This is a genomic window from Mycobacterium sp. URHD0025 (genome assembly GCF_000426065.1).
Lineage (GTDB): Bacteria > Actinomycetota > Actinomycetes > Mycobacteriales > Mycobacteriaceae > Mycobacterium.
In genome coordinates, this window is sequence record NZ_AUEQ01000008.1 from 174,390 (window position 1) to 193,965 (window position 19,576).

Below are 19,576 nucleotides of genomic sequence, written 5' to 3' on the forward strand. Positions count from 1 at the left end.
GGTCGGCATTGAGCGTCACGCAGGCGTGACGTCGGAGCCCAGCGCCGAGCGGCGGGCGGCCTGACCGGCGCGCTGCGAGGCGACGAAGCGCATCGAGAGCCGCTGCATCAGGCCGGGCGCCAGACGGGCGATCAGCCAGGAGGCATGGGCGCGACGGGGTTTGACCACGACTGCCTTGTTGCGGGCGATGGCGCGCAGGGTGTCGGCCGCCAGCCGGTCGGCGTCGTAGGCGGTCTTGACCCCTTGGCCTTGCAGAAAGTAGTCGCGACCGACGAAGCCGCCGACCGCGCCCTTGTCCAGGATCGGGGTCTCGACCGCGGCCGGGCACACCGCCAGTACGCCCACGCCGTGGGCGGCGGCCTCCGAGCGCAGCGCCAACGACAGCCCGACGACGGCGTGCTTGGTCATCACGTAACTGGTGAGTTGACCTGCGGCGGCCAGCCCCGCCATCGATGCGGTGTTGACGATGTGGCCGTGGCCCTGCCGGATCATCTGCGGATACGCCGCGGCGACGCCGTGGACGACACCGCGCACGTTGACGTCGATGATGGCGTTCCACTGGTCCAACGTGAGCAGTTCGGTGTCCCCGCCCCAGACGATGCCCGCGTTGTTGAACATCAGGTCGAGCCGCCCGGTCCGGTCGACGACGCCGTCGACGGCGCTCTGCACAGCTGCCGCGTCGGTGACGTCGAGGCGTGCCGACCGGGCGCCAAGCGGTGCCGCGGTACAGGCCGCCGCAGCCTCGTCGATGTCGGTGCAGAGCACCTCGGCGCCGGCGGCCACCAGCGCGCGGCACAGCGCCGCGCCGATACCCGATCCGGCCCCGGTGACGATCGCCTGTTTGCCGGAGAGGTCTGGTGTCACGCCTGGGCCAGTTTCATGACGTGACCGAGCACGTCCGGGTAGCGCTTGAGATGTGCGCCGCCGTTGAGATCGAGCACCTCGCCGGTCAGCCACGACGCCTGCGGTGAACACAGGAACACCACGGCGGCGGCGATGTCCTCGGGGGTTCCGCTGCGGCCCAGCGCGGTGTTCTCGACGTACTCCTCGACCACACCGGGGATCATCGCGGCGGGATCGGTCAGCGGAGTCTTCACGAATCCCGGCGCGATCGCGTTGACCCGGATGCCGCGCGGCCCCAGCTCAAGTGCGGCCACCTGCGTCAGCATCGACAACCCGGCCTTGGCGGCACAGTACGCGCTCATTCCGGCGGCGGGCTGGCGCCCGTTCAGCGATGAAATCGACACCAGCACACCGCCTTCGGGAAGATTGCGGCCGGCGTGTTTGGCGACGATGAACCCGCCGTTGAGGCAGACGTCGACGACCGAGCGGAAATCCTCGACCGGCATGTCGGTGATCAGGCCGACATTGCTGAATCCCGCGCAGTTGACCACAACATCGATCGGTCCGACCGCCGCGACGTCGTCGAACAACTTCTGGACCGCATCCTCGTCGGTGACGTCGACGTAGAAGCTGGCGTGTGGAGCACCGAGTTGCGCGGCTCGGGCGGCCGCGCCCTCGGCGTCACGGTCGGCCACGACGATGCGGCAACCTTCGGCGGCCAGGGCCTGGGCGCTGGCCCATCCGATCCCCGAGGCTCCGCCGATGACGATCGCTACGCGCTTTGTGCTCATGGCTGATCCCCGTCCGGTTGATGGTCGCCCCACTTCTTGTCGATCGCGTTCCACGGGTCGGCCACCTTCCCGGGATAGTCCTTGTAGGCGGACTTCGACCGCAGGAACGCGCGGATGAACGGTGCGGCCAGACCGATCGGGAAACGCTTCAATCCGGCGTTCGCCCTGGTGTCGGCCAGCAGTTGGGGCCACGAATGGTGCTGGAAGCCGAGCACTTCCTGCGAGCGGCTGGTGTCCATCCAGTCGGTGGCGAACCAGGCGGAGTCATCGTCCGGGTTGCCGGGCCTGCCGATCGGCAGGCCGCCCTTGATCCCCATCGCGGTGGCCGCCTGCGACCCGACCGCGGACTGTGTGTGCCGATGGGTCGCGGAATCTCCGCCGATCAGGAGCACCTCGTGGTTGGCGGTTTCGGTGGGAACGGTGGTGGCGGCCGCGAATGCCGCCGCGACATCGCGCACGTCGACGGTCTGCAGGCGCCCGTCGGCGGGCAGCACGCTCTCGAAAGAGATGAGGTCGACATCGATGTCCAAGCTGAACTCGCAGCTCATCACGCCACCGAGTCGCAGAATCAGCCAGTCCAGCTTCGAGGACCGGACCAGGGCTTCGGCCTCGACCTTGTGGGCCCCGTAGATGTCGGACGGATTGACCGGGGTGTCGGGCCTGAGGACATCGTCGATGTGGTGCGGATTGCGGGCGCCGTAGACGGCGATGCTGGATGCCTGCACGAACCGGGGCGGAGTCGGCTGGGCCTCGGCGGCCCGCAGCAGTGATGCCGTGGCCTCGACGTTGACCTTGCGGGCCAGCCCGCGGCGCATGTAGCAGAACGGCGGGATGATCGCGGCGAGGTGGATGATGGCGGCCGGTGCGACCGCGGACACCAGTGCGTCGACGGCAGCGGCGTCGGTCAGGTCGGCCCAACGCACCTGGACGGAGGCCGGGAGAGCGGCGGCGGCCTTGCGGTTGGCGGATACGTCGAGATCGGTCGCGACGACCTCGCGGCCGCCGGCGGCCAGCGTCTTCACCACGGCGGAGCCCACCAAACCGAACGCTCCGGTAACCAAAACAGCGTCGGACATATGCCTCCTCGCTAGAACGTGTTGCAACACTAGCGAACGCCGATGTGGTGTGTGTCACCGCGATCGGGACCGGGCCGGCGGGTTTTTGGCGGGCTGTTCGCCCCGGCCTGCTCAGCAACCAGGCGGCGACGGTCGAACTGGGGACCTGCCAGTTCAGGCGAATGTTGCTGCCGTTGCCTCAAAAGCACTGGCCAATGGCGACGTGAATAGTTAAGTGTGACCGGGGACACGGCGGGCATGGCTATGTGACGCGTTTGCCGGAATGGTCGTTGTTGCCGGATTTGGAAATTTGCCCAGCACCTATGCAAGGTGTGGCTGTAGGTATCGGCGAAAGTGAGCCAATCGCAGGCGTTTGTGATGTACTCGGTTGCACGCGTCAGCAATTGGGGAGGTGTGTGATGTCCGAAGATGTCGTGTCTGGGGTTAACGACAGTGACTCCGGCGAAATTGCCGAAGAGGTTGCTGTCGGGTCCTCGGTAGTTGTGTATCCGGGAACTGACGAAGAACTGCACGGCACGGTCGTCGAAGATTTCGCCGACTTGGCTGGGACCGCGGTCGAGGTCGCTGGGGAGCGCATCGTCGAACCGGCGCGACGGTGGGCTGTCAACCTCGACGACGGTGGCCTCGTGTTCGTCGACGACGACAGCATCGCGCTCGCCGAGCAAGCCGCCTGAGTTCTGGGTAGTTCACCGCACACTCAGCGGAAGCTGTCGTAGACGTCGCACCAGCAGGCTGGGCTGCCATTCGGCATCGCCGGCCGGGCGGATGCTGGTGCCCGCCGACAGCAGTGACGAGATCACGATGCGGGCTTCGAGCCGGGCCAGCGCGGCCCCGAGGCAGAAGTGCCCGCCCTTGCCGAACGCCAGGTGCGCCTTGATATTCGGCCGGTCCAGCCGAAACTCGTTCGGATCCTCGAACACCGCGTCGTCCCGGTTGGCCGCGCCCCACAACAGCAGCACGTGGCTGTCCGCGGGCAATGCGACGCCTGCCAGTTCGGTATCAGCCAGGACGTGGCGATAGTGCCCCCGGAACGGGGACTCGAACCGCAGGACCTCCTCCAGAAACGGCGCGATCATCGCCGGATCCCGCCGCAGCCGCTCGGCCAGGTCAGGCCGCCGGCTCAGAATCCAGACGGCGCTACCGATCAATGACGCGGTCGATTCGCCTCCCGCGCCCACCAGCTGGATCAGCATGAACACCGCCGTGTCGCGGGACACCCGCTCAGCCGCACAGTAGGCGGCCAGGTCGCCCAGCAGGTTTTCGCCAGGATTTGCCGAAGCCTCGACGAACCGGTCCGTCAGGTAACCGCCGAGTTCGACGGCCGCGATCCCTGAGGCGGTCAGCTGGTCGGCGTCCACCAGTCCATCGAGCAGCTGGGTGCTTGCATAGGCCCACGTCACCAGCCGGTCCGCGTCCTCGGCCGGAAGCCCCAGCAGCTTCGCGACGACCAGCATGGGCAGCCGGTCGGCCAGTGTGGACATCCATTCGAACTCCTCGCCGGCCCTGGCGAGCAGTTCCGCGGCTGTGGCGGCGATGAACGGTTCGAGCTCGGAGATCCGCTTGGCCGCCATCCGGGGCAGCACCAGCTTGCGATGCGCGGCGTGGGCCGGGTCGTCAGCGGTGGCCAGCACATGGGTTGGGTTGCCAGGCTCGCCCATGCCGAATGCACTGACTGTGCCGTCGGGTTGCGCCCACATGGTGGCGGTCAGGTTCGACGAGAAGTCCTGCGTGCGCGCGGTGGCCTCGAGGACGGCGTCGAAAGTGCTCACCACGAAAAACGCCGAGTCGCCGACTCGTGCGACCGGTGCGTCGGCCCGGAGTCGGTCGTAGAGCGGATACGGATCCTGCAGACAGGCCGGGTCGAACAGTTCGTGTGCCAGGAGCATTTGCCCAGGTTGGCTGTCCACTCAGGGGTCGTCAACGGTGCGCTGACATGTTGATATGCGACGTCGGGGCCTGGGGCGAGGACGCGTCTCAAGGCGACTCGGTGACCTGCGGACCCTCTGAGACCAATCGGGAGTCTTGTCTCAAACTGAGATAATCTCGCACGTATGTCTCCCAAGCGCGCGGACTGGTTGGTCGGGGGCGACCGCCGCGTCGAGGCTGCCGAACGCATCTACACCGCGGCCGCCGAGATGGCTGCACGCGACGGGCTTGACTCGCTGGACATCGACGCGTTGGCCGCACGGGTGCACTGCTCACGCGCGACGGTCTACCGGCATGCGGGCGGTAAGGCCCAGATCCGTGACGCGGTCCTGGCCCGCCTGGCTGCTGCGATCGTGGCGGAGGTGCGCCGGGCAGTCGAGGGATTGACCGGAGCCGAACGGGTGCTGACCGCGATCACCGTCGCACTGCAACGTATTCGAGCCGACCCGATGTTCGGTCTGTTACTCGGCTCGCTCCGCAGTGGGGGCGGAATGGCGGATCTTGCACGGTCGCCGGTGCCTGCCGCCTTCGCCACTGAACTCACCGGACTCGACGAGGACGATCCGGCGGCCGCGGCGTGGATCGTGCGTCTGGTGCTGTCCCTGCTGGTCTGGCCGGGGCCTGATGAGACTACCGAGCGGCAGATGCTGCGCCGGTTCGTCGCGCCGGCATTCGGCTAGGACCGTTTGACGCATCGAAAACTGATGTGGCTCATGCCCGTATCCACCATCTGCGGTCGCCGGGCAGCCGGGCGGTACCGCATGCAGTAGCTGTCGGCGCACAGGAACGAGCCACCTTTGATCACCTTGCGCCCGATCTGGAACTGCGGCTGGTTCGGGTCATAGGTGTCTGCGGCGCAGCACGGTGTGGTCGCCCGGTCCTCGCCGTACCAGTCTGTCGTCCATTCCCAGGCGTTACCTGCCATGTCGAACAGACCGTATCCGTTGGGCTCGAAGCTGCCGACTGGTTTGGTTGTGCCGTAACCAGTTTCGGGCAGATACGGGAATTCGCCATGCCAGTAGTTGGCCAGTTGCTGTCCGGGCTGCTCGGGTTCCTCGCCCCAGGTGTACGCGGCTCCCGCCAGGCCGCCCCGCGCCGCGGTCTCCCACTCCGCTTCGGTGGGCAGTTCCAGCCCGGCCCACTCGGCGTATGCGGCGGCATCGTCAAAGGCGATGTGCACCACGGGATGCTGCTCACGGCCCGTCAACGTCGAGCGCGGACCGCGGGGGTGATTCCAGCACGCGCCGGGAGTCCACGCCCACCACAGGTTGATGTGCCTGAGATCCACCGGGCCGGCGGTGCGGCGGAACACCATGGAGCCGGGCACCAGGTTCTCCGGTGGGGCTCCTGGGAAGTCGTCGGGGTCGACCGGACGCTCGGCGACCGTCACATAGCCCGTGGCGTCCACGAATTCGGCGTAGTCGGCGTTGGTCACCTGGTGACGCTGGATCCAGAACCCCGCCGTGGCAACTTCACGCGTCGGCGCTTCCTCGGGGTAGTGCGTGTCCGAGCCGAGGATCGCCGTCTGCGCCGGAATCCACACCAGATCCGCCGCGGTCATGCATCGACTCTGCGGTGAGGGTGAGCATTTCTCGCACTTTTGCGCCGTGGGCGCAGAGTCGATGACGTCACTGCACACTCAGTCAAAGACCGTCGCCCAATCGTCACGCATGCTCGCCACCGTCCAGCCTCGGTCGGCCGCGAGCCCGAAGGCCTTCTCGGCGCCTGCGGTGTACCCGAATTCCCGTTCGTCGTCGTCGTGACGGACCAGCAGACCCATCGACGGGCCTGTCCCAGCGGCGGTGTACTCGAGCATCTGGATATCGCCGTTCGAGTTACCGGCCGCGAAGATCGGTCGCCGCCCGATCCGCCCCCAGATCCGCACCGCCTTGACCGGACCATCATTCAGGAACTCCGGCGTGGCCGTCGTCCTGAGTTGGCCGTCGACGAAATCGAGACCCACCGAACTGCCGATCACCCGCTCCGGTGGAACGCCGTACATCGACATGGTCACCGGGCGCATGAAATCACGGCCGCCGCCGGAGGCGATGTAGTTGGTGAACCCGTTGGCCTCCAGATAGCGCAGCAGTTCCACCATCGGCAGGTAGGCACACGCGGTGTACGGCCGCTTCAGCGTCGGGTGCTGCGCCTCGGCGAAGAACGCCTTGATGCGGGCGGCATGGTCCTCGACCGACATCCCGGCATAGGCCGAAAGTATGCCGCCGGCAAGGACTTTGAGACCGGAATCGTCACCGTTGTAGTGCTTGGTGACGGCATCCCCGAACCAGGCCAGATCGCCGGAAGCCGCTGCGGCGTAGGGCTGCTTGGCCGCCAATGCCGGGTCGGCGGCCGCCTGGGCGGCCAGCCGGCGCACCAGAAAATCCAGCTGGATGTAGGCCGGCTTCTCACACCACAGCGTGCCGTCGTTGTCGAAGACCGCGACCCGCTCCTCGGGCGGAACCTCGGTTGTGACCCGCCCTACGAAGTCGACGAGCGCCGACTTCGTAGGGCCCTCGGACCAGGAGAGCAGTTCGGTCACCGCCTAGCCGCCCCCCGTTGCGAGGAACTTCTTGAGTTCGTCGACAGCGTGATTGATGGTGAACGACGCCGGCTCCTGACGCGGCGGGAATTCCTTGAAGGTCTCCAGGAACTGCGTCACGATCGCAGAGCCGTAGAACATGAGGAACAAGCGGTCGATCATCCAGTCCCAGTACGTGTTCGATGTGACATCCGCGCGCTCGAACGGGTCGGTGCGCAGGTTGAACAGCTTGGGCGCACGCAACTTGGTGAACGGTTCGAACCACACCTGGAGGGTGCCCTGGCAACGCTGCTCCATGAACACGATCTTCCAGTTGTCGGCCCGAATACCCAGCACGTCGCCATCGTCGGAGAAGTAGATCATTCCGCGCCGCGGGCTCTTGTCCACCTCGCCGGTGAGGTAGGGCAGCAGGTTGTACCCGTCGATGTGAACCTTGTAATCGGTCTTTCCGTCGGCCCCCGCTGTGTGGCCCTTCTTCAGTTTCTCGACGATGTCCGGCTCGCCTGCCGCAGCCAAGAAGGTGGGAAGCCAATCATGGTGCTGCACAATCTCGTTCGAGATCGATCCCGGCTTGATCTTGCCGGGCCAACGAACCATCTCCGGAATCCGGAAGGCGCCTTCCCAGTTGGTCGCCTTCTCGCTGCGGAACGGAGTTGTCGCACCGTCCGGCCAGGAGTTCGCGTGTGGGCCGTTGTCCGTCGAATAGATCACGATGGTGTCCTCGGCGATGCCGAGTTCGTCGACCAGGTCCAGCAGCGTGCCGACGTTGCGATCGTGGTCGATCATGGTGTCGTGGTACGGCGACTGCCAGCGGCCGGCCTGTCCCCGGCTCTCCGGCTTGGTGTGAGTCCGGAAGTGCATGTGGGTCAGGTTCATCCAGACGAAGAACGGGGTGTCCGCCTCGTGCTGGCGTTTGATGAAATCAGCACAGGCAGAGGTGGTTTCGTCGTCGACGGTTTCCATCCGCTTCTTGGTCAGCGGTCCGGTGTCCTCGATGCGCTGTTTGCCGACCGGTCCGTACCGCGGGTCGACTTCGCCGGAGTCCTCTTCGGTGGCCCAGGAGTGGATGACACCGCGGGGCAGCAACGCGGCCCGCATCTTCGGGGCTTCCTCGGCAGTGGGGTAGTCCTCGTGCTCGGGTTCCTCCTCGGCGTTGAGGTGGTACAGGTTCCCGAAGAACTCATCGAATCCGTGCGCGGTGGGTAGGAACTTGTTCAGGTCGCCGAGGTGGTTCTTGCCGAATTGTCCGGTGGCGTAACCCATCGGCTTGAGCAGTTCGGCAATCGTCGGGTCCTCCTTCTGGAGTCCGACGTCGACGCCGGGCATACCCACCTTGCTCATCCCGGTGCGATAGACGCTCTGACCGGTGATGAACGACGCACGGCCCGCGGTGCAACTCTGCTCGCCGTACGAGTCGGTGAAAAGCATGCCCTCATTGGCGATCCGGTCGATGTTCGGAGTCTGGTAGCCCATCATGCCGCGGCTGTAGCAACTCAGATTCCAGATTCCGATGTCATCGCCCCAAATCACGAGGATGTTGGGTTTGCCGTTCGGCATAATTCCGATTTCCCTTCAGTCCTTGGCCAGGAATGCGTGCAGTTTCTCGACGGCGTGATCGATGCTGAAGCTCGCCGGTGGGTGCCGTGGCTTGAATTCCTCGAACGTCTCGAGGAATTTCGTCGCCATCGCTGTCGCGTAGAACACGAAGAAATCATGCCGCAATAACCATTCGTAGTACGTGTTCGACGTGATGTCGGCGTACTCGTAGGGGTCGGTACGCAGATTGAACAGCTTGGGTACGCGCAACGGCGTGAACGGTTCGGCCCAGATCCGCAGGGTCCCCTGGCAGCGTTGTTCGGCGAACACGATCTTCCAGTTCTCGAAGCGCATGGCAACCAGATCGCCGTCGTCGGAGAAGTAGAAGAACCCACGCCGCGGACTGGTGTCGACCTCACCGGTCAGATACGGCAACAGGTTGAAGCCGTCGATGTGCACCTTGTACTCGGTGTTTCCGTCCGCGCCTGCCTTGTACCCCGTCTTCAGCTTCTCGCTGATGTCCGGGTCGCCGGCCGCGGCCAGCAGCGTGGGCAGCCAATCATGGTGTTGGACGATCTCGTTGGAGACGGTGCCCGCCTTGATCTTTCCGGGCCAGCGGATGAGTTCGGGCACCCGGAAGGCGCCCTCCCAGTTGGTGTCCTTCTCGCTGCGGAACGGTGTGGTGCCGGCGTCCGGCCAGGTGTTGCGGTGCGGCCCGTTGTCAGTCGAGTAGATGACGATGGTGTCGTCGGCGATACCGAGTTCATCGAGCACGTCGAGCACCGTGCCCACGTTGCGGTCGTGATCGATCATCGTGTCGTGGTACGGCGACTGCCACAGCCCGGCCTGCCCGCGGCTTTCCGGCTTGGTGTGGGTGTACAGGTGCATGTGGGTGAAGTTGCACCACACGAAGAACGGATTGTCCGCCGCGTGCTGGCGTTTGATGTAGTCGACGGTCGCGTCGGCGATGTCCTCGTCGATGGTCTCCATCCGCTTGGTCGTCAGCGGACCGGTGTCCTCGATGGTCTGCTTACCCACGGGCCCGTATTTCGGATCATCCGGTTCTGCGGATACTTCGGCAGTGGCCTTGCATTTGAGTACGCCTCTGGGCTTGGCCAGCTTGTAGAGCCTGGGATAACGGTCCTCGTGCGGATAGTCGTAGCTCTCCGGCTCCTCCTCGGCGTTGAGGTGGTAGAGATTGCCGAAGAACTCGTCGAAGCCGTGCACCGTCGGCAGGTACTTGTTCAGATCGCCGAAGTGATTCTTGCCGAATTGCCCGGTGGCGTAACCCAACGGCTTGAGCAACTCGGCGATCGTGGGATCCTCGGCGGACCAACCGATGTCGGCCCCGGGTATGCCGACTTTGCTCATTCCGGTGCGGTAGACGCTCTGCCCACTGATGAAGGCGGCGCGCCCGGCCGTACAGCTTTGCTCACCGTAGGAGTCGGTGAATCGCATGCCCTCGTTGGCGATGCGGTCGATGTTCGGGGTGCGGTATCCCATCAATCCGTCGCTGTAGCAACTGAGATTGCTGATCCCGATGTCGTCGCCCCAGATGACCAGGATGTTCGGTTTGCCGTTGGGCATGGTGCGGTCCCTCCTGTCGGTCCCCGACTTTTCGGTCTCTGGCCGACGGTAGGTGGTTTCGTGGGCTGCCGGTGGGCTTCGCCATGCTTCTCAGCAGATATTTACCGAGGCGTTCATGTTCGGCCGGGGCCTCGTTCAAGGTCGATGGTCCCGTGAATGTGCCATCGCCGTCGATGTTCTCGTTGTCCGGCGCGTGTATTGCCTTGTTGCCCAAGCAAATATTCTTCCAGGAACGACGACACGGCCACCGGTTGGCCGGCAGATGGCCTCGTATCGTGACCCAGGCTGGTTATTCTGTCGAAATCGTAGGTTCGTCCAGTGTCGGCTGTCCGGCCGCCGTCTGCGATTGCTCTGACAGTGGTGCGAGCATCGCCGATGACTACGTGCGTTTTTCAGGGACGAATCACTCGCGGAAACGCGGCGAAATGGGTTCAGGGGGGATCCATGAGCAGATTCACCGAGACGATGTACGCAAACGCGCACGCGAGCTCCAGGGGGATGGTCACCGGTGAACCGCATGCGCCGGTGCGGCATAGCTGGGAGCAGGTGCATCAGCGCGCGCGGCGGATCGCGGGCGGCCTCGCCGCGGCGGGTGTAGGCCACGGCGACGCGATCGCGGTGCTGGCCGGACTTCCGGTCGAGGTCGCGCCGACCGCGCAGGCGGTGTGGATGCGTGGCGCCAGCCTGACCATGCTGCACCAACCCACCCCTCGCACCGACCTCGTGCAATGGGCTGCTGAAACGACCGAGGTGGTCGAGGCCGTCGACGCCGGCACCGTTGTGATATCCGAGCCGTTTCTGGCTGCCGCGCCCGCGCTGGCTGAACGCCGCCTGGCCGTTGTCACCATTGATGAACTTCTTGCCGCGGAGCCGATCGAACCGATCCACGTCGATGACGACGACCTGGCATTGCTGCAACTGACATCGGGATCGACGGGACCTCCCAAAGCGGTTCAAATCACCCACCGCAATGTGTGTTCCAACGCTGAGGCGATGTTCGTCGGCGCCGAGTTCGACCTGGAAACCGACGTGATCATCAGCTGGCTTCCGTTGTTCCACGACATGGGGATGACCGGGTTCCTGACGGTTCCGATGTACTTCGGCGCAGAGCTGGTCAAGATCACGCCAATGGATTTCCTGCAGGACACCTTGCTGTGGGCGCGGCTCATCGACAAGTACAAGGGCACGATGACCGCCGCGCCGAACTTCGCCTATGCACTGTTGGCCAAGCGGTTGCGTAGGCAGGCCACACCCGGCGAGTTCGACCTGTCGACGTTGCGGTGGGCGTTGTCGGGTGCCGAGCAGGTCGAGCCGGCCGACGTCGAGGATCTGTGCGCTGCGGGCAAGCCGTTCGGCTTGCGACCGGAAGCGATTCTGCCGGCGTACGGCATGGCCGAGACCACGGTCGCGGTTTCGTTCTCGGAGTGCAACTCCGGCCTGGTGGTCGATGAGGTGGACGATGACATCCTGGCGACGCTGCGACGTGCGGTGCCGGCCAAGAACGGTAATCGTCGCCGGCTGGCGACACTGGGCCCGCTGCTGAGTGGGCTCGAAGCCCGCGTTGTCGATGAGGACGGGAAGGTGCTGCCGGCCCGCGGCGTCGGAGTGATCCAGGTTCGCGGTGAATCGCTGACCCGCGGTTACACCACGGCGGCGGGATTTGTGCCGGCTCAGGACGAGCGGGGTTGGTACGACACCGGCGACCTGGGCTACCTGACGGAGAACGGCCACATCGTGGTCTGCGGCCGGGTCAAGGACGTCATCATCATGGCCGGACGCAACATCCATCCGACCGACATCGAGCGCGCCGCCAGTCGTGTCGAGGGCGTGCGACCGGGTTGCGCCGTTGCGGTGCGACTGCATTCCGGCCGTTCGACGGAGTCCTTCGCCGTCGCAGTGGAATCGCACGCTTTCGATGACCATGGCGAGGTTCGCCGTATCCAGCATGACGTCGCCCATCATGTGGTGACAGAGGTCGACGCACGGCCACGCACCGTTGTCGTCCTACCGCCGGGAGCGATCCCGAAAACGCCGTCGGGCAAGCTTCGTCGCGGGCACGCGTTGTCCCTGGTCGGCCATTGACTCGCCAAACTCCGTGCGTCGGCGGTGTGGGCCGTGACGTTCCTGGCCATGGTTCGCCACCTGTTCATCACGGCGCGCCCTGGTGTGCGGGACGTATCCGGCGCACCCTAGAGGTGGAGGCTGATTGACATGTACGACAAGGATCTGACCAACAAATGGCTCGTCGAGATCGAGTTTTCCGAGGACGACGTTCATACCCATGCCTCGGCGCGTGCGCAGCTGCGCGACGACACGATGTCCACTACAGGCGATGCCTACCGCAATCCCAGAGACCCCGGGGCGCCGATGATCGGTGAGGAGATCGCGGCGGCGCGCGCGCTCATCACGCTGGGAACCGAACTACTGCACGAGGCGTCGGCGCGTATCGAACAGTCCACGCACCATCCGGTGCACCTGTACCGCTGACCGCCGCGCGGCGATCGAGCTAGGCGGTGACCGGCTGCTTGGCCGCCTCGGTCTCCATCTGATGGAACAGGTCCGTGTAGTACGGCATGCACTCGGTCATGGCCTTCTCGGTGGTGAACAACGGCTGGTAGCCCAGATCGCGTCCGGCCTTGCCGATCGAGAAGTAGTTGTTGAGGTAAAGCCGTTCCACCGCAAGGGGTTCGATCAACGGCTCGGGGAGGGCGAACTTGAAGTGCAGCCACTGCCACGCCATCATCACCTTGTGCACCAGGCGTCCTGACACGTAGAAGGTGGGCAACTTGCGACCGCATGCCGCGATCACCGGACGGGCGAACTCGAACATGTTGATCGGCTCGCCGTCGTTGATGAAGTAGGCCTGACCGGGCGCGGTGCCACCGGGGACCAGGTGCTGGCCGGCCAGGATGAACCCGTGGATCAGGTTGTGCACGTAGGAGTTGTCCAGCTTGATGTTCTTGTTGCCGACGAGCACCTTGACGTGTCCGGCCAGTACGTTCTCGAACACCTTCCGGAACATGGTCTGATCGCCGCGGCCCCAGATGCCGCTGGGCCGGATCGAACACGTCAGCATGCCCTGCTCACCGTTCTGGGAGAGCACGAACTTCTCGGCCACGACCTTGGTCTCGGTGTAGAGGTCGTTGAACCGGTTGGTGTACGGCATGGTCTCGTCACCGTTGACGATGTCCTGTCCGCCCATCACCACACTGTTGGAGGCGGTGTAGACGAAGCGCTTCACGCCGGCCGCCTGGCCCGCGTGCACCAGGTTCTTGGTGCCCTCGACGTTGACGGCGAAGCTGCGCTGCCGGTACTCGTCGGTGACCGAGGCGCCGCCCATCAGGTCGATGATCGCCGCAGTGTGAATGATCGTGTCGATGTCCTTGACGGCCGCGGCCACCGTTTCCGGGTTGCAGATGTCGCCCTCGATGACCTCCAGGCCGGCGTGATCGCCCAGCGGTGACGGCGCGCGGTCGAACGAGCGCACGGCATATCCGCGGTCGAGCAGCTCGGTCACCAGGTTGGCGCCGACGAAGCCGGAGCCACCGGTCACCAGGACGCGGCCGAGTTCAGTGGTCAGAGATGCGTCACCCATGACGGGCAGCATAACTGAAACAGGTTCCAGTTTCGAGCGTCACCAGTGAAGACGATTGCTGGGTCAACCGTCGTCGGACTCGCGCGCTGCGAGTGCCTCCTCGACCCGCTGCCGTGCGCCAGCTAAATGTTCTTCACAGCGTTGTGCCAGCTTCTCGCCACGTTCCCAGAGGGTGAGCGAAGCATCGAGGTCCAGCCCGCCCTGCTCCAGCTGCTGCACGACAGCGATCAGTTCGTCGCGGGCCTCTTCATATCCCAGTTCACTAATGGGCTTAATGCTCACGATCCTCACACCCCTCTACTCGCTGCCGTCGCTGACAGCCGAGATCACTCCGTCGGACACCCGGACCCGCAAGCGGGTGCCGTTCGGCGCGTCGGCCACAGTACGCAGCACTGTCGGTGCACCGGACGCCGGAACCGCCTGGACCACCGCATATCCCCGGGCCAGCGTGGCCGCCGGACCCAGCGAGGTCAGTCGCGCCGCCAGGTGCCCGACGGTGTCGGCCTCCGCGGCGATCTTGCGGGTGATGTCGCGTTCGGCAGTGGCCCGGGCGCGCGCGATCTCGTCGGCGCGCGCGGCGAGCGCCGCCAAGGGCTGCGCCAGTACCGGACGGCTGCGCAACTGCTCCAGATGATGTTGCTCGCGGTGCACCCAGTTGCGTAGCGCGCGGGCGCTGCGCCGATGCAGATCGTTGATCAGCGCCTGCTCGGCGGCCGCGTCGGGCACGATCCGCTTGGCCGCGTCGGTCGGCGTGGCCGCGCGGACGTCGGCGACGAGATCGGACAGGGGAGTGTCGGGTTCGTGGCCGATCGCGCTGACCACCGGGGTGCGGCACGCGGCGATGGCCCGGCACAGCGTCTCGTCGGAAAACGGCAGCAGATCCTCGACGCTGCCGCCGCCGCGGGCCAGGACGATGACATCGACCTCGGGCTGAAGGTCAAGGGCCGCTAGGGCTTCGACGATCTGCGGTACGGCGTTGGGCCCCTGCACGATGGTGTTGCGAATCGCGAAGCGGACCGCCGGCCAGCGACCGGCGGCGACCGTCGTCACGTCACGCTCGGCGGCCGATGCGCGGCCGGTGATGAGGCCGATGGTGTTGGGCAGGAACGGGATCGGCCGTTTGAGCCGCGGATCGAACAGTCCCTCGGCCTCCAGCAGCCGCCGCAGCCGCTCGATCCGGGCCAACAGCTCGCCGATGCCGACTGCGCGAATCTCGCTGACCCGCAACGAGAATGTGCCGCGGCCGGTGTAGAAATTCGGTTTACCGCAGATGATCACCTGGGTGCCCTCGGTCAGCTTGACCGGGGCATTGCGCACCAGATCGCGCGGGCAGGTCAGCGTCAGCGACATGTCGGCCGCCGGATCCCGCAGCACCATGAAGACCGTCTTGGAATCCGGGCGGACCTTGAGTTCGGTCAGCTGCCCCTCGACCCAGACGGTGCCGAGCCGGTCGATCCATTTGGCGACGCGGGTCGCCACTGCGCGGACCGGCCAGGGGTTCTCCGGTGACTGACCCGGTTCGGTCACTTCGCGGTCGCGCGGGTGATCCTGTTGGCGAGCAGCGTGACGAACGGTGCACGGGCCCGGCCGGCCTCTTCGTAGGCCAGCAGCGCTTCGAGGTCGGCCACCCGCAGTGAGGTCAACCGGGCGCGCAGCTGCGCCAGGGTCAGCGCGTCGTACCCGAGCTCGCCCGCGATGTCCGGTGCTGCGCCCGCGGTGGTGGCACGTGCGGCCTTGCCGTTCGTCGGGCCGGCCGACTCGGGCTCGCCGGTGCTGTACAGGGCGAACCGTCCCTCGGTGCGCCGCTCGCCGTCACCGGCTCCGGGCGAGTCGGCGTCCTCACCCGAGTCGGACTCGAGATCTTCGTCGAACGTGGCCCACTCGGGTTGCTCGTCCTTGGGCGGAAACAGCTGCTCGAGTGTCTCGTCGCCCTTCACCACCAGCTCAGCCAGGTTCTGCTGGACGTGCATGACGAGGTTCGCCGCCTGACTGGCCATCGTCATGGGATAGGTGAGGATCGTCTGAGGTAACTTGCGAGTTTCTTCCAGGGCGGTAGCGGCGGCACCAACCAGCAGCCGGACCCCATACGGTGCGGTTCCCATGAGCACCAGACTAGCCACAGCCACGGCTGGCTCCGTTGCGATGTCGCCCCGTACCCTGGAGACATGCCGCCGACAATCAACATGGGTATCCCGGGTGCCACCAGCTCGGTGAGGTCAGGCGGTGGTTCGCACGCTTCGGGCAAACGGGTCCTGCTGGCCGAGCCCCGCGGATATTGCGCGGGTGTGGATCGTGCCGTCGAGACCGTCGAACGGGCCTTGGAGAAGCACGGCGCGCCGGTCTACGTGCGGCACGAGATCGTGCACAACAAGCACGTGGTGGAGACCCTGGCGAAGGCCGGCGCCGTCTTCGTCGACGAGACCGACGAGGTTCCCGAAGGGGCGATCGTGGTGTTCTCGGCGCACGGCGTCGCCCCGACCGTCCACGAAACCGCCGCCGAGCGCAGCCTGCAGGTCATCGACGCCACCTGCCCGCTGGTCACCAAGGTGCACAACGAGGCCAAGCGATTCGCCCGCGACGATTACGACATCCTGCTGATCGGTCACGAAGGTCACGAAGAGGTGGTCGGCACCGCCGGTGAGGCGCCCGAGCACGTCCAGGTGGTCGACAATCCTGACGCGGTGGACAACGTCACGGTGCGGGACCCGAACAAGGTGATCTGGCTTTCGCAGACCACGCTGAGCGTCGACGAGACCATGGAGACGGTGCGTCGGCTCCGCGACAAGTTCCCGACATTGCAGGATCCGCCGAGCGACGACATCTGCTACGCGACGCAGAACCGTCAGGTGGCGGTCAAGGCGATGGCTCCCGAATGCGAACTGGTGATCGTGGTGGGTTCGCGCAACTCGTCGAACTCGGTGCGGTTGGTCGAGGTGGCACTCGGCGCCGGCTCGCAGGCTTCGCACCTCGTGGATTACGCCGAGGACATCGACCCGGCCTGGCTGGAGGGCGTCACCACAGTGGGCGTCACGTCTGGAGCCTCGGTGCCCGAGGTGCTGGTGCGCGGTGTGCTCGAGCGGCTTGCGGACTACGGCTACGGGACCGTGCAGCCGGTGACCACCGCCAACGAGACGTTGGTGTTCGCGCTGCCGCGTGAGATCCGCCCGCCGCGCTCCCAGGTTTCCTGAGCACACGCCGAACCCCCCTTTTCGCCATGGAAAAGGGGGGTTCGGCGTCTGCTCGTCAGTTGATGCTCAGTCGTCGTGATCCCACGAGTGACGGCCCCTGGCTGCCGCACCCTTGGGTGAGCGGGGCCGTGTCCGGTGCTCGACCCGGTGATCCTCGTCGTCAGAACCGCGATAGCGCACCCGCGACACCGGGTGGTGGGTAGAGCGGCCGGAGCCGGTCGGCGGATCGAATGAATCCTCGAACGGCTGATAGTCGTCGAACCGGCGGCGCTGCCGCTGCGGCCGCTCACGTGGGACCTCGAATCCACCTGTGTCGCGTCGCTCCGGCGGGGGCTGTTTGCGCGGCTGAGTCCGCACGCGTCGGCGGGGCTCGCCGGTTCCGGGCTCGGCAGATCGCGGGGGCCTGGGCCGACGTGGCCGCTCGGGCATCGCCGCGTCGACCTCGCTGCCCAGATCGCCCTCGGCGGCACGGCTGGGACGGGGCCGAGCGGCTGCGGGGCGCTTGGTCGGCCTCCGCTCGCCGCGGGGTCGCCCAGAAGCTGTCCCGGCCGCCGCTGCCGCGCCCGTGCCGGGCTCGGCGCCGGCCGGGCGTCGTCGGGCAGGCCGTTCGGACGGGCGCCGCCGCGGCGGCGCATCCGCCGCCCCTGCCGAAGAGGCCGTCCTGTCCCGGCGCGCAGTCGTGGTGGCGGGTTTGCGGAGAACCAGCCCGGAAAGTTTCGCTGTGACAGATGACACAATCGCCGTGGCGGGCGACGCTTTGGCGGTTTTGGCCGCTCCGGAGTCAGATGCCTCGGCCGGGTCGGCTCCGCGATGTGACGTCAGACCGACATACCACCGGCCCAGTCCGATCAGCAGCACCGCGGCCGAGAGGAACAACATCAGCGGGAAGCGTTCGATCAGCGGATATCCGCAGTTGATCGCCAGGTCTTTCACGCCGGCCAGCTGGCCGCCGTGAAACAGGAAATACGACCCTGGCACAGCGACGAAAAGGATGAGTGGGGGCTGGATCACGGCGGTGAACAGGCCGGCCTGCTGCACCACCAGAACAGCCAAAAGGCAACCGACGGAATAGCAGAAACCGAACACCGAGCTGAGCTCGCGATCACCCGAGCCGGCGTCGAAAGCAAAGCCGATCGCGGTAGCCGTGACCGCCACCAGCACAGCACCCCACCACGGCACACCGGCGAATCGCGGGTGTACAGAGCGATGGTCAGCCGGCACTGCCGACTGTGCGCGCTGTCCTGACACACGTTGACCGTACCGGCTCTTTCTGGCCGCGTGCTGCCAGCTCGCGCTGGCGTGCCGATCACACCGGCTTAGACTGTGGTCCCTGTGAGCCTGAACCTGGGAATCGTCGGTTTGCCCAACGTCGGAAAGTCGACTCTGTTCAATGCCCTGACGCGTAACGACGTGTTGGCGGCCAACTATCCGTTTGCGACCATCGAGCCCAATGAGGGCGTGGTTCCGCTGCCCGATCCCCGGCTCGACAAGCTCGCCGAGATCTTCGGCTCGGAGAAGACGGTGCCGGCGCCGGTGACGTTCGTCGATATCGCAGGCATCGTCAAAGGCGCATCCGAGGGCGCCGGCCTCGGCAACAAGTTCCTCGCCAACATCCGCGAGTGCGACGCCATCTGTCAGGTGGTTCGCGTGTTCGCCGACGACGACGTGGTCCACGTCGACGGCCGGGTCGACCCGCGCTCGGACATCGAGGTGATCGAGACCGAGCTGATCCTCGCCGACATGCAGACGCTGGAGAAGGCGGTGCCGCGCCTGGAGAAGGAAGCCCGCAACAACAAGGAACGCAAGCCGGTGCTGGAAGCGGCGGTCGCGGCCCAGGCGGTACTGGATGGCGGCAAGACTTTGTCTTCTACGGTCTCCTCGGCCCAGGACTGGTCGGTGCTGCGTGAGCTCAACCTCATGACCACCAAGCCGTTCCTGTACGTGTTCAACGCCGACGAGTCGGTGCTCACCGATGCGGCCAAGCAGGCAGAGCTGCGCGCGCTCGTGGCTCCTGCCGACGCGGTGTTCCTGGACGCCAAGATCGAATCCGAGCTGATCGAGCTCGACGACGAGTCGGCCAACGAGCTGCTGGAGTCGATCGGGCAGACCGAGCGTGGCCTGGACGCGCTGGCCCGGGCCGGCTTCCACACGTTGCGACTGCAGACCTATCTGACGGCCGGGCCCAAGGAATCACGGGCGTGGACGATCCATCAGGGCGATACCGCTCCCAAGGCGGCCGGCGTGATCCACACCGACTTCGAGAAGGGCTTCATCAAAGCCGAGGTGGTGTCGTTCGACGACCTCGTCGAGGCCGGTTCGATGGCCGCCGCCAAGGCCGCGGGCAAGGTCCGGATGGAGGGCAAGGACTACGTCATGGCTGACGGGGACGTGGTGGAGTTCCGTTTCAACGTGTAGCTGAGTTTCGGTTCCAACGACTGCTGCCACATCAAGGCTTCCGAACCCTGTCGAACAGATCCATGGCATCATTAGGTGCA

At 65.9% G+C, this 19,576-nt stretch carries 19 protein-coding genes; 6 read left to right on the forward strand and 13 right to left on the reverse strand.

Going from position 1 to position 19,576, the window contains the following annotated elements; genetic code table 11:
- Positions 1-15: 15 nt before the first annotated feature.
- From H977_RS0111130 to H977_RS0111140, 3 genes are read right to left on the reverse strand one after another with little or no spacing between them, the layout of a single operon-like run.
- The gene (locus tag H977_RS0111130) at positions 16-864 is read right to left on the reverse strand and encodes an SDR family NAD(P)-dependent oxidoreductase (RefSeq protein WP_029107936.1); all 849 of its coding nucleotides are present in this window, start codon (positions 862-864) and stop codon (positions 16-18) included.
- Entirely contained in the window at positions 861-1,634 is a 774-nt protein-coding gene (locus tag H977_RS0111135) for an SDR family NAD(P)-dependent oxidoreductase (RefSeq protein ID WP_029107937.1), read from the reverse strand. The genes H977_RS0111130 and H977_RS0111135 overlap by 4 nt, the downstream gene beginning before the upstream one ends.
- Positions 1,631-2,710: a cholesterol dehydrogenase/isomerase gene (locus tag H977_RS0111140; protein WP_029107938.1), complete on the reverse strand. Its 1,080-nt coding sequence runs from the start codon at positions 2,708-2,710 to the stop codon at positions 1,631-1,633. The genes H977_RS0111135 and H977_RS0111140 overlap by 4 nt, the downstream gene beginning before the upstream one ends.
- A 398-nt stretch (positions 2,711-3,108) precedes the next feature.
- Between H977_RS0111140 and H977_RS0111145 the strand changes: the two genes are divergently transcribed.
- Entirely contained in the window at positions 3,109-3,384 is a 276-nt protein-coding gene (locus tag H977_RS0111145) for a hypothetical protein (RefSeq protein ID WP_196808212.1), read from the forward strand.
- 12 nt (positions 3,385-3,396) lie between these two features.
- Here H977_RS0111145 and H977_RS0111150 read toward each other — a convergent pair whose 3' ends face one another.
- Entirely contained in the window at positions 3,397-4,596 is a 1,200-nt protein-coding gene (locus tag H977_RS0111150; RefSeq protein ID WP_029107940.1) for a cytochrome P450, read from the reverse strand.
- 165 nt (positions 4,597-4,761) lie between these two features.
- Here H977_RS0111150 and H977_RS0111155 point away from each other — a divergent pair, with 165 nt between their 5' ends.
- A complete protein-coding gene (locus H977_RS0111155) occupies positions 4,762-5,316 on the forward strand; it encodes a TetR/AcrR family transcriptional regulator (RefSeq protein ID WP_029107941.1) in 555 nt (184 codons plus the stop codon).
- Here the strand turns inward: H977_RS0111155 and H977_RS0111160 are convergent.
- The 4 genes from H977_RS0111160 to H977_RS0111175 all read right to left on the reverse strand — a co-directional run bounded on the left by H977_RS0111160 (position 5,313) and on the right by H977_RS0111175 (position 10,298).
- Positions 5,313-6,197 carry a formylglycine-generating enzyme family protein gene (locus H977_RS0111160; RefSeq protein WP_029107942.1) on the reverse strand — a complete coding sequence of 295 codons (885 nt, stop codon included), beginning with the start codon at positions 6,195-6,197 and terminating at the stop codon, positions 5,313-5,315. The two genes, H977_RS0111155 and H977_RS0111160, sit on opposite strands and share 4 nt — an antisense overlap.
- A gap of 78 nt (positions 6,198-6,275) precedes the next feature.
- Positions 6,276-7,175, reverse strand: coding sequence for an HAD family hydrolase (locus tag H977_RS0111165; RefSeq protein WP_029107943.1), 900 nt, complete (start codon positions 7,173-7,175; stop codon positions 6,276-6,278).
- Between the two features lie 3 nt (positions 7,176-7,178).
- On the reverse strand, positions 7,179-8,732 hold the full coding sequence (locus H977_RS0111170; RefSeq protein ID WP_029107944.1) for an arylsulfatase: 1,554 nt from the start codon (positions 8,730-8,732) through the stop codon (positions 7,179-7,181).
- Positions 8,733-8,747: 15 nt separating this feature from the next.
- Positions 8,748-10,298 (reverse strand): arylsulfatase, encoded by a 1,551-nt coding sequence (locus H977_RS0111175; RefSeq protein ID WP_029107945.1) that lies wholly within the window; start codon positions 10,296-10,298, stop codon positions 8,748-8,750.
- A gap of 444 nt (positions 10,299-10,742) precedes the next feature.
- Here H977_RS0111175 and H977_RS0111180 point away from each other — a divergent pair, with 444 nt between their 5' ends.
- Positions 10,743-12,380 (forward strand): fatty acyl-AMP ligase, encoded by a 1,638-nt coding sequence (locus tag H977_RS0111180; protein ID WP_029107946.1) that lies wholly within the window; start codon positions 10,743-10,745, stop codon positions 12,378-12,380.
- 129 nt (positions 12,381-12,509) lie between these two features.
- Positions 12,510-12,785 carry a DUF1876 domain-containing protein gene (locus tag H977_RS0111185; RefSeq protein ID WP_029107947.1) on the forward strand — a complete coding sequence of 92 codons (276 nt, stop codon included), beginning with the start codon at positions 12,510-12,512 and terminating at the stop codon, positions 12,783-12,785.
- Between the two features lie 19 nt (positions 12,786-12,804).
- Here H977_RS0111185 and H977_RS0111190 read toward each other — a convergent pair whose 3' ends face one another.
- From H977_RS0111190 to H977_RS0111205, 4 genes are read right to left on the reverse strand one after another with little or no spacing between them, the layout of a single operon-like run.
- Positions 12,805-13,905 carry a 3-beta-hydroxysteroid dehydrogenase gene (locus tag H977_RS0111190; protein ID WP_196808213.1) on the reverse strand — a complete coding sequence of 367 codons (1,101 nt, stop codon included), beginning with the start codon at positions 13,903-13,905 and terminating at the stop codon, positions 12,805-12,807.
- A 51-nt stretch (positions 13,906-13,956) separates the two neighbouring features.
- Entirely contained in the window at positions 13,957-14,169 is a 213-nt protein-coding gene (locus H977_RS0111195) for an exodeoxyribonuclease VII small subunit (RefSeq protein WP_029107949.1), read from the reverse strand.
- Between the two features lie 21 nt (positions 14,170-14,190).
- Positions 14,191-15,420: an exodeoxyribonuclease VII large subunit gene (gene xseA / locus H977_RS0111200; RefSeq protein ID WP_029107950.1), complete on the reverse strand. Its 1,230-nt coding sequence runs from the start codon at positions 15,418-15,420 to the stop codon at positions 14,191-14,193.
- Positions 15,417-15,995 carry a lipid droplet-associated protein gene (locus tag H977_RS0111205; RefSeq protein WP_029107951.1) on the reverse strand — a complete coding sequence of 193 codons (579 nt, stop codon included), beginning with the start codon at positions 15,993-15,995 and terminating at the stop codon, positions 15,417-15,419. The genes xseA and H977_RS0111205 overlap by 4 nt, the downstream gene beginning before the upstream one ends.
- A 63-nt stretch (positions 15,996-16,058) precedes the next feature.
- On the opposite strand from H977_RS0111205, the gene H977_RS0111210 reads away from it, so the two are divergent.
- Complete coding sequence (locus tag H977_RS0111210; protein WP_029107952.1) at positions 16,059-17,081, forward strand: 4-hydroxy-3-methylbut-2-enyl diphosphate reductase; 1,023 nt, start codon at positions 16,059-16,061, stop codon at positions 17,079-17,081.
- A 66-nt stretch (positions 17,082-17,147) separates the two neighbouring features.
- On the opposite strand, the gene H977_RS0111215 is transcribed toward H977_RS0111210, so the two are convergent.
- Positions 17,148-18,329, reverse strand: coding sequence for a DUF6542 domain-containing protein (locus H977_RS0111215; RefSeq protein ID WP_029107953.1), 1,182 nt, complete (start codon positions 18,327-18,329; stop codon positions 17,148-17,150).
- An 84-nt stretch (positions 18,330-18,413) separates the two neighbouring features.
- Here H977_RS0111215 and ychF point away from each other — a divergent pair, with 84 nt between their 5' ends.
- A complete protein-coding gene (ychF, locus tag H977_RS0111220; RefSeq protein WP_029107954.1) occupies positions 18,414-19,496 on the forward strand; it encodes a redox-regulated ATPase YchF in 1,083 nt (360 codons plus the stop codon).
- Positions 19,497-19,576 lie beyond the last annotated feature (80 nt).

What these genes read in the sequence shown, in the direction of transcription:
- H977_RS0111135 (WP_029107937.1), bottom strand. Translation starts at nt 1,634, where the DNA reads ATGAGCACAAAGCGCGTAGCGATCGTCATCGGCGGAGCCTCGGGGATC.
- H977_RS0111140 (WP_029107938.1), bottom strand. Translation starts at nt 2,710, where the DNA reads ATGTCCGACGCTGTTTTGGTTACCGGAGCGTTCGGTTTGGTGGGCTCC.
- H977_RS0111145 (WP_196808212.1), top strand. Translation starts at nt 3,109, where the DNA reads ATGTCCGAAGATGTCGTGTCTGGGGTTAACGACAGTGACTCCGGCGAA.
- H977_RS0111150 (WP_029107940.1), bottom strand. Translation starts at nt 4,596, where the DNA reads ATGCTCCTGGCACACGAACTGTTCGACCCGGCCTGTCTGCAGGATCCG.
- H977_RS0111155 (WP_029107941.1), top strand. Translation starts at nt 4,762, where the DNA reads ATGTCTCCCAAGCGCGCGGACTGGTTGGTCGGGGGCGACCGCCGCGTC.
- H977_RS0111160 (WP_029107942.1), bottom strand. Translation starts at nt 6,197, where the DNA reads ATGACCGCGGCGGATCTGGTGTGGATTCCGGCGCAGACGGCGATCCTC.
- H977_RS0111170 (WP_029107944.1), bottom strand. Translation starts at nt 8,732, where the DNA reads ATGCCGAACGGCAAACCCAACATCCTCGTGATTTGGGGCGATGACATC.
- H977_RS0111175 (WP_029107945.1), bottom strand. Translation starts at nt 10,298, where the DNA reads ATGCCCAACGGCAAACCGAACATCCTGGTCATCTGGGGCGACGACATC.
- H977_RS0111180 (WP_029107946.1), top strand. Translation starts at nt 10,743, where the DNA reads ATGAGCAGATTCACCGAGACGATGTACGCAAACGCGCACGCGAGCTCC.
- H977_RS0111185 (WP_029107947.1), top strand. Translation starts at nt 12,510, where the DNA reads ATGTACGACAAGGATCTGACCAACAAATGGCTCGTCGAGATCGAGTTT.
- H977_RS0111190 (WP_196808213.1), bottom strand. Translation starts at nt 13,905, where the DNA reads ATGCTGCCCGTCATGGGTGACGCATCTCTGACCACTGAACTCGGCCGC.
- H977_RS0111205 (WP_029107951.1), bottom strand. Translation starts at nt 15,995, where the DNA reads ATGGGAACCGCACCGTATGGGGTCCGGCTGCTGGTTGGTGCCGCCGCT.
- H977_RS0111210 (WP_029107952.1), top strand. Translation starts at nt 16,059, where the DNA reads ATGCCGCCGACAATCAACATGGGTATCCCGGGTGCCACCAGCTCGGTG.